At 70.9% G+C, this 16224-nt stretch carries 14 protein-coding genes and 1 riboswitch; of the genes, 10 read left to right on the forward strand and 4 right to left on the reverse strand.

From position 1 onward, the window contains the following. Nucleotides 1-874 (reverse strand): LysR family transcriptional regulator (locus tag ACWTSU_RS07460; protein ID WP_455139304.1); only part of this gene is annotated, 874 nt, incomplete at its 3' end. Between the two features lie 153 nt (nucleotides 875-1027). Here ACWTSU_RS07460 and ACWTSU_RS07465 point away from each other — a divergent pair. Together ACWTSU_RS07465 and ACWTSU_RS07470 are read left to right on the forward strand one after the other, a co-directional pair. Further along, nucleotides 1028-1741, forward strand: a complete 714-nt coding sequence (locus tag ACWTSU_RS07465; protein ID WP_455139306.1) for a response regulator transcription factor — start codon at nucleotides 1028-1030, stop codon at nucleotides 1739-1741. Then, the gene (locus ACWTSU_RS07470) at nucleotides 1731-2915 is read left to right on the forward strand and encodes a sensor histidine kinase (RefSeq protein WP_455139308.1); all 1185 of its coding nucleotides are present in this window, start codon (nucleotides 1731-1733) and stop codon (nucleotides 2913-2915) included. Before ACWTSU_RS07465 ends, ACWTSU_RS07470 begins: the two co-directional genes overlap by 11 nt. 55 nt (nucleotides 2916-2970) lie before the next feature. Here the strand turns inward: ACWTSU_RS07470 and ACWTSU_RS07475 are convergent, their stop codons facing one another. Beyond that, nucleotides 2971-3714: a hypothetical protein gene (locus ACWTSU_RS07475; RefSeq protein ID WP_455139310.1), complete on the reverse strand. Its 744-nt coding sequence runs from the start codon at nucleotides 3712-3714 to the stop codon at nucleotides 2971-2973. A 187-nt stretch (nucleotides 3715-3901) separates the two neighbouring features. Further along, complete coding sequence (locus ACWTSU_RS07480; protein ID WP_455139312.1) at nucleotides 3902-4612, reverse strand: C39 family peptidase; 711 nt, start codon at nucleotides 4610-4612, stop codon at nucleotides 3902-3904. Nucleotides 4613-4808: 196 nt separating this feature from the next. Between ACWTSU_RS07480 and ACWTSU_RS07485 the strand changes: the two genes are divergently transcribed. After that, a complete protein-coding gene (locus tag ACWTSU_RS07485; protein ID WP_455139314.1) occupies nucleotides 4809-5036 on the forward strand; it encodes a hypothetical protein in 228 nt (75 codons plus the stop codon). A gap of 90 nt (nucleotides 5037-5126) precedes the next feature. On the opposite strand, the gene ACWTSU_RS07490 is transcribed toward ACWTSU_RS07485, so the two are convergent. Further along, the gene (locus tag ACWTSU_RS07490) at nucleotides 5127-6284 is read right to left on the reverse strand and encodes a M20/M25/M40 family metallo-hydrolase (protein WP_455139316.1); all 1158 of its coding nucleotides are present in this window, start codon (nucleotides 6282-6284) and stop codon (nucleotides 5127-5129) included. Between the two features lie 542 nt (nucleotides 6285-6826). Here ACWTSU_RS07490 and ACWTSU_RS07495 point away from each other — a divergent pair. From ACWTSU_RS07495 to fucO, 7 genes are all read left to right on the forward strand, one after another. After that, a complete protein-coding gene (locus ACWTSU_RS07495; RefSeq protein WP_455139318.1) occupies nucleotides 6827-8941 on the forward strand; it encodes a hypothetical protein in 2115 nt (704 codons plus the stop codon). 404 nt (nucleotides 8942-9345) lie between these two features. Further along, nucleotides 9346-10857 (forward strand): MFS transporter, encoded by a 1512-nt coding sequence (locus ACWTSU_RS07500; RefSeq protein WP_455139320.1) that lies wholly within the window; start codon nucleotides 9346-9348, stop codon nucleotides 10855-10857. A 141-nt stretch (nucleotides 10858-10998) separates the two neighbouring features. Further along, a riboswitch (Lysine riboswitch) is annotated at nucleotides 10999-11172 on the forward strand. 52 nt (nucleotides 11173-11224) lie between these two features. Then, nucleotides 11225-12472 (forward strand): diaminopimelate decarboxylase family protein, encoded by a 1248-nt coding sequence (locus ACWTSU_RS07505; RefSeq protein ID WP_455139322.1) that lies wholly within the window; start codon nucleotides 11225-11227, stop codon nucleotides 12470-12472. A 44-nt stretch (nucleotides 12473-12516) separates the two neighbouring features. Further along, a complete protein-coding gene (gene dapA, locus ACWTSU_RS07510) occupies nucleotides 12517-13407 on the forward strand; it encodes a 4-hydroxy-tetrahydrodipicolinate synthase (RefSeq protein ID WP_455139324.1) in 891 nt (296 codons plus the stop codon). Next, nucleotides 13400-14119, forward strand: coding sequence for a 4-hydroxy-tetrahydrodipicolinate reductase (gene dapB, locus ACWTSU_RS07515; protein WP_455139326.1), 720 nt, complete (start codon nucleotides 13400-13402; stop codon nucleotides 14117-14119). Before dapA ends, dapB begins: the two co-directional genes overlap by 8 nt. 36 nt (nucleotides 14120-14155) lie before the next feature. Further along, the gene (gene dapD, locus ACWTSU_RS07520) at nucleotides 14156-14857 is read left to right on the forward strand and encodes a 2,3,4,5-tetrahydropyridine-2,6-dicarboxylate N-acetyltransferase (RefSeq protein WP_455139328.1); all 702 of its coding nucleotides are present in this window, start codon (nucleotides 14156-14158) and stop codon (nucleotides 14855-14857) included. 134 nt (nucleotides 14858-14991) lie between these two features. After that, nucleotides 14992-16155 (forward strand): lactaldehyde reductase, encoded by a 1164-nt coding sequence (fucO, locus tag ACWTSU_RS07525; RefSeq protein WP_455139330.1) that lies wholly within the window; start codon nucleotides 14992-14994, stop codon nucleotides 16153-16155. Nucleotides 16156-16224 lie beyond the last annotated feature (69 nt).

A 16224-nucleotide genomic window follows, 5' to 3' on the forward strand; every position in this document is an offset into this window, starting at 1 on the left:
TGTGGACCCTGAATGAGGCTCTGGCCGGGCGTGACTCAAGCTCGCAGAGAAGGACCACGGCGCTCTCGGCGGGCGGCGAGAGCGCGCGGCCGGCCTTCCAGATGACGGCGGCGCGGCTCTCGAGGTTCTTCTCGGTCACGGTCTTGATGTAGCAGGGCCCGGTGTCGCAGACGGCGAGCAGCGAGCGCGGCACGAGGCCCACGCCCAGGCCGCTCGCGGCGCACGAGCAGGTGGTGCGCTCGTCCTCGGTGAGGCAGAAGACGTCGCGGCCCAGCTGAGCCGCGGTGCGGCGGTCGCAGACGATCGGCACGTCGGCGAGCTCGTCGAGGCCCACCTCCAGCTCGGCGCCGCGCTCCAGCGCCGGCGGCATCACCGCCACGAGCGGCTCGGCCGGGGCGTAGCGCACGCGCAGCCCCTGGGACGCGAACGGCGTGCGGACGACGCCCACCTCGGCGATGCCTCCGGTCACGAGCTCGATGACCTCGGGAACCGTGCCCTCACGCAACTCAACCGAGACCTGGCCCGCCCGTCCGGCGAGCTCCGCCAGGCGCGCTCCCGGCGCGAGCGCCGAGGCCGAGGGGGCCACGGCGAGGCAGAGCGTGCCGGTGAGGCCCTTGCCCACGCTCGAGACCTCGCGCGCGGTGGCGGTGGCCATCGCGAGGATGCGGCGGGCCCGCTCGTAGAGGAGCCGCCCGGCCTCGGTGAGCGTCACGCCGCGCGGGCCGCGGCGCACGAGCTGGGTGTCGAGCTCGCGCTCGAGCTGGGCGAGCTCGTAGGAGAGGGGCGGCTGCGAGATGTGCAGCCGGCGCGCGGCGGCCGTGACCTGGCCCTCCTCGGCGATGGCGACAAAGTACTCGAGCTGCTTGAGATTCAAGGACGCTCCCTCGGACGGCGCGGGTATAGCGGAATTGTATCGCTGCGCCGGGGCGGAGGCCCGCCTCCGCGTGCCCCCTCGCCCCGTCTTAGGAAAGCGTTAGGATTCGCGCCGCCCCGCTCGCGTATCCTTGGGCGCGACGAAGGGAGGCGCATGGGAGCGCGCGTGATGGTGGTTGACGACGAGCCGGAGATCTGCGAGCTCGTGGCCGTCTATCTGGAGGCCGAGGGGCTCGCGGTGGAGCGGCTGCACGACGGCGCGGCCGCCCTCGCGCGCGTGGCCGACGACGCCGCGCCGCCGCTCGACCTCGCGATCCTCGACGTCATGCTGCCCGGGGCGAGCGGCCTGGAGGTCTGCCGGGCCATCCGCGCGCGCCACAGCTACCCGATCATCATGCTCACGGCGCGCGGCGAGCAGACCGACAAGATCTGCGGCCTCAACCTCGGCGCGGACGACTACGTGACCAAGCCCTTCCTGCCGCTCGAGCTCGTGGCGCGCGTGAAGGCGCAGCTCAGGCGCTACACCACCTACAGCGCCGCCGGCGAGGGCGCGCGCCGCGCGGGCGAGGTTCTCACCTGCCGGGGCCTCGTGCTCGACGTGCCGGCCCACGCCGCCACGCTCAACGAGCGGCCGCTCCCGCTCACGCCCACGGAGTTCTCGCTGCTGCGCGTGCTTCTCGAGGCGGACGGCGCGGTGGTCTCGGCGCGCGAGCTCTACCAGCGCATCTTCGGCGACGCCTACTACGAGAACGGCTCGGGCTCGATTACCGTCCACGTGCGTCACCTGCGCGAGAAGATGGGGGACTCGTTTGAGGACCCCAAGTACATCCGGACCGTCTGGGGGTGTGGGTACAAGATTGAGCGCTGACGAGAAGGGCGGGCGCCTGCGCCCGGTGCTGCTGACCGTCGTGCTGGTGGCGGGCGCGATCGTGGTGGCGTCCGCCGCGTTCGACACGGTCTTCGGCTTTGTGGACTCGGCCTGGAACGGCTCGTTCATGGACTGGGTTTCCCGGCAGTTCCTCGACTACCACAACCTGAACGAGCTCGGCGTGTGGCCCGACGTGGTGCTCGACGCCGCGGGCGTCAAGTACTTCTTCATGCAGCTGGGGATCTGCGGGATCGTCGTCGTGGCGGTGGGCTGCGCCGCCGCGGCCCTTCTCGCCGCCCGGCGAACCCGCCGCCGGGAGCGCGCCCGCGCCGCGGAGCTCTTGCGCGCCTACCTCGAGCACGACCTCGAGGCGAGCGAGGCGTTCGGCGCGGGCTGGGAGGAGCTGGCGCTCGTGGCGTCGGAGGCCAAGCGGGCCTCGGCCGACAAGGAGCGCCGCCTCGCCGACGAGACCGCGCGCCGCTCCGACCTGGTGACCTATCTGGCGCACGACCTCAAGACGCCGCTCACCTCGGTGATCGGCTACCTCTCGCTGCTCGACGAGGTGCCGGACATGCCCGAGGCGCAGCGGCGGCGCTACACGGGCGTGGCGCTCGACAAGGCGTGCCGCCTCGAGCGGCTGGTCAACGAGTTCTTTGACATCACGCGCTACAACCTCACGCACATCGAGCTCGAGCGCGCGCCCGTGGACCTGGCGGCGCTGCTCGTGCAGCTGGCCGACGAGTTCTATCCCGCGCTCGCGGCCCACGGCAACGAGGCGCGCGTGACGGTGGCCGGCGCGCGCCGCACGACCGAGGCACCCGGCGCGCCGCTCGTGATCGAGGCGGACGCGGCGCGGCTCGCGCGCGTGCTGGGCAACCTGCTGCGCAACGCGATCGCGTACAGCGACGAGGGCACGCCGATCGAGATCGCGGCCGAGGTGGCGGAGGGCGTCGCGCGCGTCACGGTGACGGACGTCGGCGCCACGATCCCCTCGCACAAGCTGCGTGCCATCTTCGACAAGTTCTACCGGCTCGACGAGTCGCGCGGGAGCGCGACGGGCGGCGCGGGGCTGGGCCTGGCCATCGCGCGCGAGATCGTGGAGCTGCACGGCGGCACGATTGGCGCGACCAGCGAGGGCGGCGTGACCACGTTCACGGTGGAGCTGCCGGCATGAGAGGGGCCGGGAGCCCTCGCGGCCCCCGGCCCATCGCGGTCGCGAAGCTGCTGGGCTACGCCCGCTCGGACACGTAGGGCCCGTAGCTGATCAGCAGCGGCATGTCAGGGTTGGGGAGAGACGAGACGTAGTCGTCCATCGTTGGGCTGATGAGCAGCATCGAGGTGCACTCGACGCCCTTGTAGGTGTCCGCGTAATCGAAGTTGCCGATCACGCGGCCCGTTCCGGCGAAGTCGCCCACGTAGGAGTCGGTGAACGCGCCCAGGCCGACCGCGTCCGCCAGCTTCGTGGCGAGCGCCTCGTACTCGGAGGGGTCGGCCTCGGGGAGGTAGAAGCCGACGTTGAATCCGGTGGGGATCGTTCCCTCGTCGAGGTTCTCCAGGGTGTACTCGGTCTCGCCCTCCTTGAGCGCCGGGTTCTCGATGGTGAAGTCGACGCCGACCGTCTTGTCCGATCCCTCGAGGGGGTTGTCCTCGGGCGTGCCCCGGAACGAGAGGAAGTAAAACACGACGTCGCCGAGCGCGTCCGTGTCCGTATAGGAGTTCTCGCCGCTCATCTCGAAGCCCAGAAGCTCGAGGTCGCTCGCGATCTCGGAGATGGGACGCTCGTAGAAGGAGTTCTCCGTCCAGTTGCTCATCGCGGGCTCGGGCTCCGGCTCCGCTTCGGGCTCAGTGGCCTCGGCCGCCGGCGCCTCGTCCTGAGTCGCCGCATCGTCCTGGGCGGGCGCCTGCCCGCATCCGACGAGAAGCCCCAGCGAGAGGCACAGGATGGGCGCGATGACGATTTTGGGAAGTCTCATGTCCTCACCTCACTCGTGACCTGTCGCCGCGCTGGACGCCCGCGCGGCCCGATGGCTCGATGCTACCGGGCCGACGCGGGGACGAGGAGGAAGCTGAACGTATGTTGAAACAAACGAGTCGGGCAGCGGGGCGATTCTCCCCGCGAGCGGGGCGCGCCCGGGCGCGGCCCCGACGTCCCGCCCGCGCTCACGCGGAGAGGGCCCAGAGGTTGGCGCACTGGCCGAGCACGTCCTCGAGGTCCCACGCGCGGGCGGTGCGCTCGGCGCTGTTGGGGTCGCGCACGATGACGTCGCCATCGTCGGTGACGCCCGCGAGCACGATGAAGTGGCCCGTGGTGGTGAAGTCGCCGGGGCGCATGCTGCAGATGACCACCTGCCCCGCGGCCAGCGCGGAGCGAACCCGCCCGGCGTCCGCCGGCAGCTCCTCGCTCGTGAGCCCCAGCTCGGCGGCGCCGTCGGTCATGAGGGTCCAGGCGGTCATGCCGTCCGAGACGTGGCCGCCGCGCTCGGAGAACGCCGCCATCTCGGCGGGCCCCCGGTCGGTGCGCCCGGTGAGCGCCACGTAGGCCATCGCCAGGCAGGTGGGCCCGCAGCCGCTCTCGCGGATCGTGGCGCCGGCGTACTCGTCGCCGGCCCACTCCGGGTCGGTCTGGTAGAGCTTCGGCACCACCCCGCGGCGCCACTCGGAGCGCGGCGTCGAGCGCTCGGCCGCGCCCGAGGCGGCGCCCGCCGAGCCCGCGCCGGCGGCGGTGAGGCTCGCCACGAGCCCTGTCGCCGCGGCCACGGCCGCCACGGCGAGCAGGGCGACGAGCACGAGCGCCGGCGCCCTTCTCGCCCTCCGGCGGTGGCGGTAGCGCGTGGGCGCGAGGCGCGGGGTCGGTCGGTCTGCGTGGGTCATGGCTCCTCCTTGCTCGTGGACTGGCAAGGAGTCTGGGCGCGCCGGCCATAAGGGCGCATGAACCGAATCCTAAGATTGGGCTAACGCGCTGTGGAGAGGTGATTAGCAAGTTGTAAAGGTTCTGTCAACATGCTTTTTGCGATCGGTCGCGTCGGGTATAACAAGCGGCGTACCCACACCCGAAAGGAGGGAAGGCATGACCAAGATCAAGGACATGAACAGGCGCCAGCGCAAGGTGCTCGACGCGTGCCACAACGGCTGGTTCATGGGCGGCGAGTACCGCGCGCTCATCGACGGCCACGAGCGCAGCTTCTGGGCCGACAGCAAGCGCATCCTGTTCAACGACGTGGACGAGTGGTTCTCCTCCCACGAGCAGAACCACGCGGAGTCGCCGCTGCTCGTCAAGTGCGTGCGCGCGGCGTAAGCGTCGGCACATCCCACACGGGAGGAGGAGCCTGCGGGCTCCTTTTTTTGTGCGGCGAGAGGGGCGCGGCCGCGGGGCCGGAGCCGCCCGTCACAGGTCGCGGGCGTGCTGCAGCATGAGCGCGAGGATCACGGCCTCGCCACGGCGCAGGCTGTCCTTCTCGACCCACTCCTCGCGCGTGTGGAGCAGGTCCCCCGCCACGGCGCCCACGGTATGCGCGGGGATGCCCAGCGAGAAGGGGATGTTGGCGTCGGTCGAGGACTCGTGGTGCTCGGGCGTCACGCCGCCGAGCTCGCGGATGACCTCGTCGGCGCGGGCGATGAGCTCCGCCTGGCCGGCGGGCACGACCTCGCCGGAGGCCGGGCGGCGGCCGATGAGCTTGGCGTCGATGCGCGTGCGCTCCTTGAGGTGCTCCTCCACGAGCACCACGAACTTGCCGTACATCTCCTCGAGGCACTCCTCCGAGCTCGAGCGGTACTCCACGAGCACGCTCGCCTCCTCGGCGATGGAGTTCACCGTGGTGCCGCCCACGAAGCGCCCCACGTTGACGGTGGTCTTGGCCCGCGTGGGCAGCTCGAGCGCGTAGAGGTCCTCGATGAACGAGCACAGCGCCTCGATCGCGTTGTCGCGCCCGAAGTTCTCCCAGGAGTGGCCGCCCTCGGTGTGGCACACCACGCGCCAGCGGTGGCTGCCCACGGCCGACGTCACGTGCGTGCCGAGGTAGAGGTCGAAGCTCGTGTACTCGCGCACGCGCCCGGCGTAATGGCGGAAGAGCTCGCGCGTGCCCGCCAGGTTGCCGAGGCCCTCCTCGCACGAGTTGGCCACCACGAGCAGACGGCGGTCCAGGGGCACGCGCTCGCGCAGCAGGTAGCGCGCCGCGAACATGAGGCCCACGAGGTTGGCCGTGTCGTCGCCCACGCCGGGGGCGTGCAGGCGCGCGGTGCTCTCGGCCAGGTGGAGGGCGTCGGTGTCGGGGAAGACCACGTCGGTGTGGGCGGCGAAGACCGCGCAGCCGTCGTCGGCGCCCTCGGGGCCGGGCAGGCTCAGGATGACGTTCTTGGCGCGGTCGATGCGCACGGCGCCCACCGGCGCGCCCTGGGCGAGCAGCCAGTCGCGCACGAACTCGGCGCGCCTCTGCTCGTGGCCCGACGGCGCGGGGATGCGCGCGAGCGTGCGGAGCAGCTCGAGCTCCTCCTCATGGCACTCGTCGGCGTAGGTGCGGGCGATGGCGGCGATCTTCTCGTTCATGGGGGCTCCTTGCGGCGGCTTTCAGACAAGGGTAGCGCACGCGGGCGCGCGCCGCTCGCAGCGCGGGCCCGGGGCGGGCCCCGGCGTCCGTGGACGGCCGGCCGCAGGTCCGGGGCGGGCGACTTCGGCTCCTTGGGCGGACGGTTATGTACACCCCCGACGACTATGTACACCCGCGTGCCGGCAAGCCCCTGTGCCCCCTAGCAAAGCCGCAGGTCACAGTGACGTTCCTATCCGGGTGTCCGACACTCGGTGTACATAGTCGTCGTCGGTGTACATAACCGTCACGCGCGGGGCCCAGTCGTCCGACATCTGCGCGCGCGGACGGCCACCACGCCCGTGGCGCGCCGCCGGCGTCGGGCGGTCCGGTCCGTTGGGCGGAATGGGGCCGCGCGAATCGGGCTCGCGGCGCGCTTCGCCCATATACTCTTGCTGATGACGATCTGCCAATGTGCTCGAGGGCGGCGGTGATGCGCGTGACACGGTTCATCGGGGGTTCCGGGCGTGCGGGGTCATCCCCGGCGCACGCGATTGCGGCTCTGATGATGGCGTATTGCCTCGTCTTTCTCGTGGGGTGCGGCTCGTCCGGCACCGGGCCCGGGGCAGAGACCGGCGGAGCTTCCGTGGCGTCCGGCTCGTCGGCGTCGCTCGGCGCGCTCGTGACGCCGAATCCCGGGTCCCCGCTCGCCTGCGCCTGTGGCGACGGCTGCCCGGACGGAGAGTGCGTCAGCGCTCGGCAAGCCGCTGAGATGGGCATGTACCCCTGGGTCGTCAGCATAACGACGACCGGCGACGCCGCTCTCTATCGCGCGTTCCTCAACCTCCCGACCCCCGAGTACGAGATGGTTGGCGGCGCGATTACCGACGACTGGGGACTCGCCATCTCGTCCGGGATACTCAACACCATCTACAACGGTCCGTCGGGAGCCTCCGCCCAGCACCTCTACGAGGTCGCCATCCTTGCCTGGCTCGCGTATGAGGATGACGAGTCCGCGCCCACGGGCTCGGATGACGCGTCGGTCAGTCTGACTGACGTCATGGTGACCGTCCTGGGGCTGATGGCGGATGACGACAAGACGCAGTACGACGAGTTTCTGGAGGGGTGGAAGGGACTGACGGGGGAGGATCTGGCGGCCAGCCTGTCAAGTGACGCCGCGGCCATGAAGAGCTTCTCGGCGGCGATCGACGGGGGCTGGTTCGCCGCGCAGACGTCCGAAAAGATGAGCGAGGCATGGCTGAGCATCGACGCCGCCCTCGGCACGGACGAGAGGCGCATCGTGCTCCTGTCGGCCGCCCGCGACCGGGCCGAGAAGGGCGGCAACCAGGACTTCGCGGCCGCCGCCGACCGCGTGATTGACGCCTACGACGAGTCCGTCTACGCAAACCTGATATTCAACGAGGACGGCGTGGGGCTCGTCGGGTCGCAGATGGCCACCGTGGTCACCGACAGCGTCTGGGACGCCCTCAAGGGGGAGAACCCCCTGCTCTCGCTGGGGCTGGACGCGATGGACATCCTCCTTTCCAACGGCGATGACTCGGAAGCGAACATGGGCATGATCGCGACCTACGTGCTCTCCCAGTACCTGAGACAGGGGCTGAGCGACTCGTTCATGGCCGCCAGCTCGGAGCTGACCGCGGGCGGGGAGATGCCGAGCGCGGCGTCGTTCGTCGACAATTGGGAGGCGTACCTGGAGTTTCAGGTGTTCGCGCTCGACGAGTCGGCGCGCTGGGCAAAGACCGTGGGCGACCGGCCATGGATGGACCAGGAGGGCGCCCAGAGGGTCGTCGAGCGGTCAGCGTCGCAGCAGCAGGATCGCCGGAGGATGATAGGGCTCATCGAGCAGTACAAGGATACGTACTTCAGCCTGGCCGATCGTGCGCTCACGGGGACCTGCGCGTGCGGATGCGCCGAGGCGACGTCGGGCGTCGACCCCTCGAGCTTCTCGGGAACCTATCGGCGGGTGGGCGGCACCGAGCGGACGTGGTCAACGTTCGAGGTCGCTCCGACGGACGACGGCCTCGCGTTCAGCCACGAGGCGACGGCGGGGTACCGCATGTTCTCGCTCACCAACTACCAGCCCCTGATCGTGCCGTTCGAGGGAGCGACCGGCACGGCCTCGGTCTCGTCGCTGGACTATGGGGACGCCACGCTCGCGTTCACGTTGAACGACGACGGATCCTTCGAGCTCTCCTGCGGCATCGCTGAGCTTGACGGTACGTACGTTCCCGCGGACACGCCCCAATCGGAGGGGGAGATCGCCGCACAGGAAGAGGAGGACGCCAGGCTCGCGGCAGAGACGCTCGCATGGCTCACGGAGGGCGACGGGGTCTGGATGCTCGAGGGCGCCGACGCCGGTCACGCAGGCGTCGCCTACCTCGCCTTTGCCCCTGACGGCACGGTGACCCGCTGGCTCTATGGCTACGGTGGCGCCGAGGGGACGGGGACCTATGCGCTCGACGGCGACAACATCACGCTCACGCTCGAGTACTTTGGGGGAAGGCCCGTGGGGAGCGCGACCTACACCGTCCATCGCTTCTCCTCGGACGACGGACGTCGGATTCGACTCGACCTCGTGTCCGCGGATGAGGGGACGGTGACCGTCGGCGACCTCTCGGGCTGGTATGACGAGGGGGACCCGTGGTGGCAAGGGGAGTAGGGGCAACCCATGGGCTGGGGTCGTGCGCCCGGGGCGGGGCAACCTCGACCCCCTGGGAGACCGGTTATGTACACCGGCGCCGACTATGTACACCCGCGTGCCGACAAGTCCCCGTGCCCCCTAACAAAGCCGCAGGTCACAGCTCTGCCCCTATCCGGGCGTCCGACGCTCGGTGTACATAGTCGTCGGGGGTGTACATAACCGTCACGCGCGGCGCCCAGTCGGCCGACATCTGCGCGCGCGGCCGGCCGCCACGCCCGCGCGGCGCGGCCGGCGCCGGGCGGTCCGGGCCTCGTCTTTTCGAAAATCACCGGTTTTGTTACGGCTCGCGCGCCCGCAGCGCCAGCTCGCCGAACGCCCCCTATACTGCCCCCGCGAATCTGCCCGCAGACGAAGGGGGAGCCATGAACAGTGAGCGGAACCACGACGACCGCGTCATCGCCGAGCCGAGCGAGGAGGAGGGCGGCCCTCCGACGTCCGGTTCCGTGACGCGGGACGCCGCCTCGACGCCTTCCGCGCCCGCCTTTCACCGCGTGCTCGACGCTCGTCTCATCCTCTCCGTCGTAGCGGCGGGCATCATGTCCTTCTCGGGGGTCGTGGTCGAGACGGCGATGAACGTGACGTTTCCCACCCTCATGACGGAGTTCGACGTCGAGACGTCGACCGTCCAGTGGCTCACGACGTCCTACCTGCTCGTTCTCGCGGCCATCGTGCCCACGTCCTCCTACCTTAACAAGCGGTTCCGCACGCGCCACGTGTTCGTGGCCGCCATGGCGTTCTATATCGCCGGCATCGTGTGCGGGCTCGCCGCGACCGTGTTCCCGATGCTGCTCGTGGGCCGCGTGCTCGAGGGTGTCGGCACCGGCATCGCGCTGCCGCTCATGTTCAACATCATCACCGAGCAGGCGCCCGAGAGGCACATCGGCATCATGATGGGCATCGGGACGCTCGTGAACGCCATGGCCCCGGCGGTGGGCCCCTCGCTCGGCGGCTGGCTCGCCGAGACGTTCGGCTGGCGGATGATCTTCGCGGCCCTGCTGCCGGTGCTCGCGGTGGCCTTCGTGCTCGGCGTCGGCTCCATCCGTCAGAGTCACCCCGTGTCCCGCACCCCCTTCGACGCACCGGGCTGGGCCGTGCTCGCGTGCTCGTTCGCGGCGCTCATCCTCGGCGTGAACGAGCTCGGCACCGCGGGCGTGGGCGTGGCCTCGCTCGGGCTGCTCGCGGCCTTCGCGGCGCTCCTCGCGTGTTTCGTGGCGCGCGAGCGGAGCTGCGACCACCCGCTCATCGCGCTCGAGGTCTTCCGGGTGCCGGCCTTCGACCTGGGTCTCGCCTCGATCGCGTGCGTGCAGTTCTCGGTGCTGGGCCTGTCGTTTCTGCTTCCCAACTACGCGCAGCTCGTGATGGGCGCGGGTGAGACCGAGGCGGGCTCGATCCTGCTGCTGGGCTGCGCGGTCGGCGCCGTGATGGCTCCGCTCTCCGGCCAGCTGCTCGACCGCCTGGGACCGCGTCGCCCCGTCCTCACGGGCACGTGCTGCATGCTGGTCGCGCTCGTCCTTCTCTGCGCGCTCTCCGAGCGCCTGGAGACCGTGCCGGCGATGCTCGTGTACACGCTGTTCGCCTTTGGCCAGTCCCTCATGATCGGCAACGCCATGACGACGTCGCTTTTGCGGCTCGGGCCCGCCGTCAAGGCCGACGGCAACGCCGTGATCAACACGCTTCAGCAGCTCTTTGGTGCCATGGGGACGAGCGCCGTGACCGCGGTGGTCAACGCCGCGCAGGCGGGGGCCGCGGACATGGCCGTCTCCACGATGCTCGGGACGCGCGAGGCCTACGCGGCGCTGACGGTGCTCTCGGTGGTGCCCGTCGCGTGCTGGTGCGTGGCGTTCTTCCGTCTCGGCGTGGGCGGTCGACGCTAGGGCGAGAAAGGGCGAGAGGGGCGCGGCCGGTGCCGCTCGCGCGCGACGGCCGGTCCCCGCGGCCGGCGTCGCGCCGGCCCCCGACGATGTTTCCGTCTTGTTTTCCGCCTTGTGGGCGCCCGCGCGCGGTGCTAGGCTACGGCCATCGATAGAGGAGCGGACATGATGAGCTCCGGGGGAGCCGGCAGGCAGAGATCCCGGGGGGAGGCAAGGTCCGCCGAACTTCCGTTGCCGGGCGCGGCGCGGCGGTGGGCCCGTGGGAAACACCCCCGGGACTGTCTGCGAGAAGAGGCTCGCAGGGGCGCTATCCTTTGCCGCGGACGCACGCTCCGCCCAGGGCAGCGCACCTGCCCGGGGGAGAGGTGCCATGGAGAAGCGGCCGTTCGTCACAAAGGACCAGCTCGAGGCCATAGCCGAGAAGTACCCGACGCCGTTCTACCTCTATGACGAGGCCCAGATCCGCGCCCGGGCCCGCGCGCTCAACGCGGCCTTCTCGTGGAACCCGGGCTTCAGGGAGTACTTCGCCGTCAAGGCCACGCCCAACCCCGCCATCCTGCGCGTCCTGGCGGAGTGCGGCTGCGGGCTCGACTGCGCCACGGGCGTGGAGCTGCTGCTCGCCGACCGCGCCGGCGTCTCGGGCCGCGCGATCATGCTCAGCTCAAACGACACGCCCGACGAGGACTTCCGCGCCGCCGACGCGCGCGGCGCGATCATCAACCTCGACGGCGCGGACATGGTGGACTGCCTGGTCCGCTCGCTCGGCGGCCGCGTGCCCGAGACCGTCTGCTGCCGCGTGAACCCCGGCGGCGACTTCGAGAGCGCCAACGGCATCATCGGCACCCCGGCCGACTCCAAGTTCGGCATGACGCCGGCCCAGCTCGAGGAGGCGTTCGCGCGCCTGGCCACGCTCGGCGTGCGCGAGTTCGGCATCCACGCGTTTCTCGCCAGCAACGCCCTCGCGCCCGACTACTACCCGCGGCTCGCGCGCCTGCTCTTCGGCATGGCGGCCGACCTCCGCGCGCGCCTCGGCGTGCACGTGGGCTTCGTGGACCTGTCGGGCGGCGTCGGCGTGGCGTACCGCCCGGAGGAGGAGCCCTGCGACATCGCGGCGATCGGCGCGGGCGTGCGCCGGGCCTTCGAGGAGGTGCTCGTGCCCGCCGGCATGGGCGACGTGGCCGTCTTCACCGAGCTCGGTCGCTGGATGCTGGCGCCGGCCGGCGCGCTCGTGACCCGCGTGATCCACGAGAAGGTCACCTACCGCGACTACCTGGGCGTGGACGCCTGCGCGGCCAACCTCATGCGGCCGGCCTTCTACGACGCCTACCACCACGTCACCGTGATGGGCCGCGAGGACGCGCCGTGCGACCGCCGCTACAACGTGGTCGGCCGGCTCTGTGAGAACAACGACCAGTTCGCGCGCGACCGGGCGCTGCCCGAGACCCACGTGGGCGACCTGCTGTTCATTCACGACGCGGGGGCCCACGGGTTCTCCATGGGCTACAACTACAACGGCGCGCTGCGCTCGGCCGAGCTGCTGCTGCGCGAGGACGGCTCGGTGGAGCTGATCCGTCGCGCCGAGACCCCCGAGGACTACCTGGCAACGCTGGTGGGCTGACGGGCCCGCCCGGGACCCGCCCGACCCCGAGAAGGGAGAGACGCATGGACATGACCAACCTGACCGGCTCGATCGTGGCGCTCGTCACGCCGTTCAAGGTGGACGGATCGATCGACTTTGAGGCGCTCGAGCGCCTGGTCGACTTCCACCTCGAGAACGGCACCGACGGCATCCTCGTGCTCGGCACCACCGGCGAGTCGTCCGCGATGACCGACGACGAGGACTACGAGGTCGCCCGCTGCGTGGTCGAGCGCGTGGCCGGCCGCGTGCCGGTGATCGGCGGCGCCGGCTCCAACTCCACGGCCGAGTCGCAGCGCAAGGCGGCGGGCCTCGTCAAGCTGGGCGTGGACGGGCTTCTCCTCATCACGCCCTACTACAACAAGTCCAACGAGGAGGGCATCTATCATCACTTCACTGCCGTCCTCGACCAGGTGGACGTGCCGTGCGTCCTCTACAACATCCCCGGCCGCACCGGCTGCTCGATCAGCGAGAGGAACGTGGCGCGCCTCGCCGAGCACCCCAACGCGTGGGGCATCAAGGAGGCGTCCGGCTCGATCGAGTACGCGAGCACGGTGGCCCGCTACCTCTCCGACGACTTCCGCATGTTCAGCGGCAACGACGACATCGTGGTGCCGCTCATGAGCCTCGGCGCGCAGGGCGTGATCTCGGTCTGGGCCGACGTCGCCCCGGCGACGGTGCACAAGATGTGCGCGGACTTCCTCGCCGGGGACGTGGCGGCCGCCCGCAGGGCGCAGCTCGACAACCTCGAGCTCATCCACGCCCTCTTCTGCGAGGTCAACCCGATTCCGGTCAAGGCGGCCCTTGCCGAGATGGGCCTCATCGAGGAGCGCTACCGCCAGCCGCTGTGGCCGATGGCCGACGAGAACCGCGCGCGTCTGACCGCGGCGATGAGAGGGGCTGGTCTGCTTGGCTAGGGCGATCGTGGTGGGCGCCGCGGGGCGCATGGGCACGCTGGTCGCCGCCGAGCTCGCGGCCCGCGGGCACGAGGTCGTCGGCGGCTACGACGCCGACACCGTGGCGCAGCTCGACGAGACCGCCCCGGCGGCCGACCTGGTGGTGGACTTCTCCGCGCCGGCCGCGCTGCCGCACGTGGTCGCCTACGCGCGCCGCACCGGGGCGGCGGTGGTGTCGGGCACCACGGGCCTCGGTGACGACGACCTCGCGGCGCTGCGCGCGCTGGGCGAGACGAACCGCGTGATCTGGGCGTCCAACTACTCGCTCGGCGTGGCGGTGCTGCGGCGCGCCGCGGCCCTGGCGGCCGCCGCGCTGCCCGACTGGGACGTCGAGATCGTGGAGACGCACCACAACCAGAAGGTCGACGCGCCCTCCGGGACCGCGAAGGCGCTGCTCGCCGCCGTCGATCCCGCGGGCGAGCGCCCGGTGGTGAGCGGGCGCGAGGGCGTCTGCGGCCCGCGGCGCCCCGGCGAGATCGGCGTGCACGCGCTGCGCGGGGGGACCGTGGCCGGCACGCACGAGGTGCACCTCTTCGGCACCGACGAGGAGCTCTGCCTCACGCACCGCGCCACGAGCCGCCAGATCTTCGTCGCCGGCGCCGTGACGGCCGCCGAGCGCCTGCTCGCGCGGCCGGCGGGCCTCTACGACTTCGACACGCTGATGTTCGGCTAGGGCGGGCCGCCCGCCGCCGCAGAGAGAGGGGAGCGCATGGACGCGCAGGAGATCATCGACTTCATCGCCAACGCCGAGAAGACCACGCCGGTCAAGGCCTACGTGCGTGCCAGGGAGGGCGAGAGGCTCGACCTCTCGGCGGCCGAGCACGTCTTCGGCGCGCCCGATGCCGTGGCGTTCGGCGACTGGTCCGCGCTCGGGCCCGCGCTCGCCGCGCAGGCCGACAAGATCGACGACCTCGTCGTCGAGTGCGACCGCCGCAACTCCGCCGTGCCGCTGCTCGACGTGCGCGGCGTCAACGCCCGCATCGAGCCGGGCGCGATCATCCGCGACCACGTGGAGATCGGTGACAACGCCGTGGTCATGATGGGCGCGATCGTCAACATCGGCGCCGTCGTCGGCGCGGGGACGATGATCGACATGGGCGTCGTGCTCGGCGGTCGCGCCACGGTGGGGCGCAACTGCCACATCGGCGCCGGCACCGTGCTCGCCGGCGTCGTGGAGCCCGCGAGCGCCACGCCCGTCGTCGTGGAGGACGACGTCATGATCGGCGCCAACGCGGTGGTGCTCGAGGGCGTGCGCGTGGGCGCGGGGGCCGTGGTGGCCGCCGGCGCCGTCTGCGTGGAGGACGTGCCCGCCGGGGCGGTCGTCGCCGGGGTCCCCGCCCGCGTCATCAAGATGAAGGACGAGAAGACCGCGGGCAAGACCGGCATCGTCGACGCGCTGCGCTCGCTGTAGGCCGCGCCGAGCCGCCGCAGTTCGCCGACGCTGACTGCCGCCCGCGGAGAAGTGTCGCCGTCCCCGGGCGGGGCGGGGAATACTGACGAGCGGACCGCCGGCCTACCGGCACGCATCGAAAAAGGGGGAACCCAATGGCAGTCAACCGCTTCGTCCTCAACAACGTCTCGTACCACGGCTCCGGGGCCATCAAGGAGATCCCCGGCGAGATCAGCCGTCGCGGCTATAGCAAGGCGTTCGTCTGCTCCGACCCCGACCTCGTGAAGTTCGGCGTCACCGCCAAGGTGACCGACCTGCTCGACGAGGCCGGCATCGCCTGGGAGCTCTACTCCGAGATCAAGCCCAACCCCACGATTAAGAACGTCCAGGACGGCGTCGCCGCCTACCAGGCCAGCGGGGCCGACTGCATCGTGACCATCGGCGGCGGCTCCTCGATGGACACCGCCAAGGCCATTGGCATCATCGCCACCAACCCCGAGTTCGCCGACGTCACCTCGCTCGAGGGCGTGGCGCCCACCAAGAACCACGCGGTCTTCACCATCGCCGTGCCCACCACCGCCGGCACCGCGGCCGAGGTCACGATCAACTACGTGATCACCGACCCCGAGAAGGTCCGCAAGTTCGTCTGCGTGGACGTCAACGACATCCCCGACGTGGCCGTGGTCGATCCGGACATGATGGCCTCCATGCCCGCCGGCCTCACCGCCGCCACCGGCATGGACGCGCTCACGCACGCTATTGAGGGCTACACCACCAAGGGCGCCTGGGAGCTCTCCGACATGTTCCACCTCAAGGCCATCGAGATCATCTCCAGGAACCTGCGCGACGCCGTGGCAGAGGCCAAGAGCGGCAAGCCGGGCAGCGGCCGCGAGGGCATGGCCCTCGGCCAGTACATCGCCGGCATGGGCTTCTCCAACGTGGGCCTCGGCATCGACCACGCCATGGCGCACACGCTCTCGGCCCACTATGACACTCCGCACGGCGTGGCCTGCGCGATGCTGCTGCCGGTGGCGATGGAGTACAACAAGCCGGTCGTGGCCGAGCGCCTGGCCGACGTGGCGCGCGCGATGGGCGTCGACACCACGGGCATGAGCACGGACGAGGCCGCCGACGCCGCCATCGCCGCGGTGCGCCAGCTCTCCGCCGACGTCAACATCAAGCCCACCTGCGACGGCCTCGTGGAGGAGGACCTCGACCAGCTCGCCGACGACGCGCTCGCCGACGCCTGCTTCCCGGGCAACCCGCGCGACGCCGACCACGACGCCGTGGTGGAGCTGTTCCGCAAGGTGATGGCGTAGGTCATCCTCTACGGAGGGCCCCGCCCCTCTTGCTCGGCAGACTGCTTCGCGCAAGCGCTCAGGAAGTCT

The sequence above is a fragment of the Thermophilibacter sp. genome (assembly GCF_966187215.1).

Coding starts and splice junctions, on each gene's coding strand:
- dapD (WP_455139328.1), top strand. CDS start 14,156: ATGGACGCGCAGGAGATCATCGACTTCATCGCCAACGCCGAGAAGACC.
- ACWTSU_RS07465 (WP_455139306.1), top strand. CDS start 1,028: ATGGGAGCGCGCGTGATGGTGGTTGACGACGAGCCGGAGATCTGCGAG.
- ACWTSU_RS07485 (WP_455139314.1), top strand. CDS start 4,809: ATGACCAAGATCAAGGACATGAACAGGCGCCAGCGCAAGGTGCTCGAC.
- ACWTSU_RS07500 (WP_455139320.1), top strand. CDS start 9,346: ATGAACAGTGAGCGGAACCACGACGACCGCGTCATCGCCGAGCCGAGC.
- fucO (WP_455139330.1), top strand. CDS start 14,992: ATGGCAGTCAACCGCTTCGTCCTCAACAACGTCTCGTACCACGGCTCC.
- ACWTSU_RS07505 (WP_455139322.1), top strand. CDS start 11,225: ATGGAGAAGCGGCCGTTCGTCACAAAGGACCAGCTCGAGGCCATAGCC.
- ACWTSU_RS07475 (WP_455139310.1), bottom strand. CDS start 3,714: ATGAGACTTCCCAAAATCGTCATCGCGCCCATCCTGTGCCTCTCGCTG.
- ACWTSU_RS07490 (WP_455139316.1), bottom strand. CDS start 6,284: ATGAACGAGAAGATCGCCGCCATCGCCCGCACCTACGCCGACGAGTGC.
- ACWTSU_RS07480 (WP_455139312.1), bottom strand. CDS start 4,612: ATGACCCACGCAGACCGACCGACCCCGCGCCTCGCGCCCACGCGCTAC.
- dapA (WP_455139324.1), top strand. CDS start 12,517: ATGGACATGACCAACCTGACCGGCTCGATCGTGGCGCTCGTCACGCCG.
- ACWTSU_RS07495 (WP_455139318.1), top strand. CDS start 6,827: ATGATGGCGTATTGCCTCGTCTTTCTCGTGGGGTGCGGCTCGTCCGGC.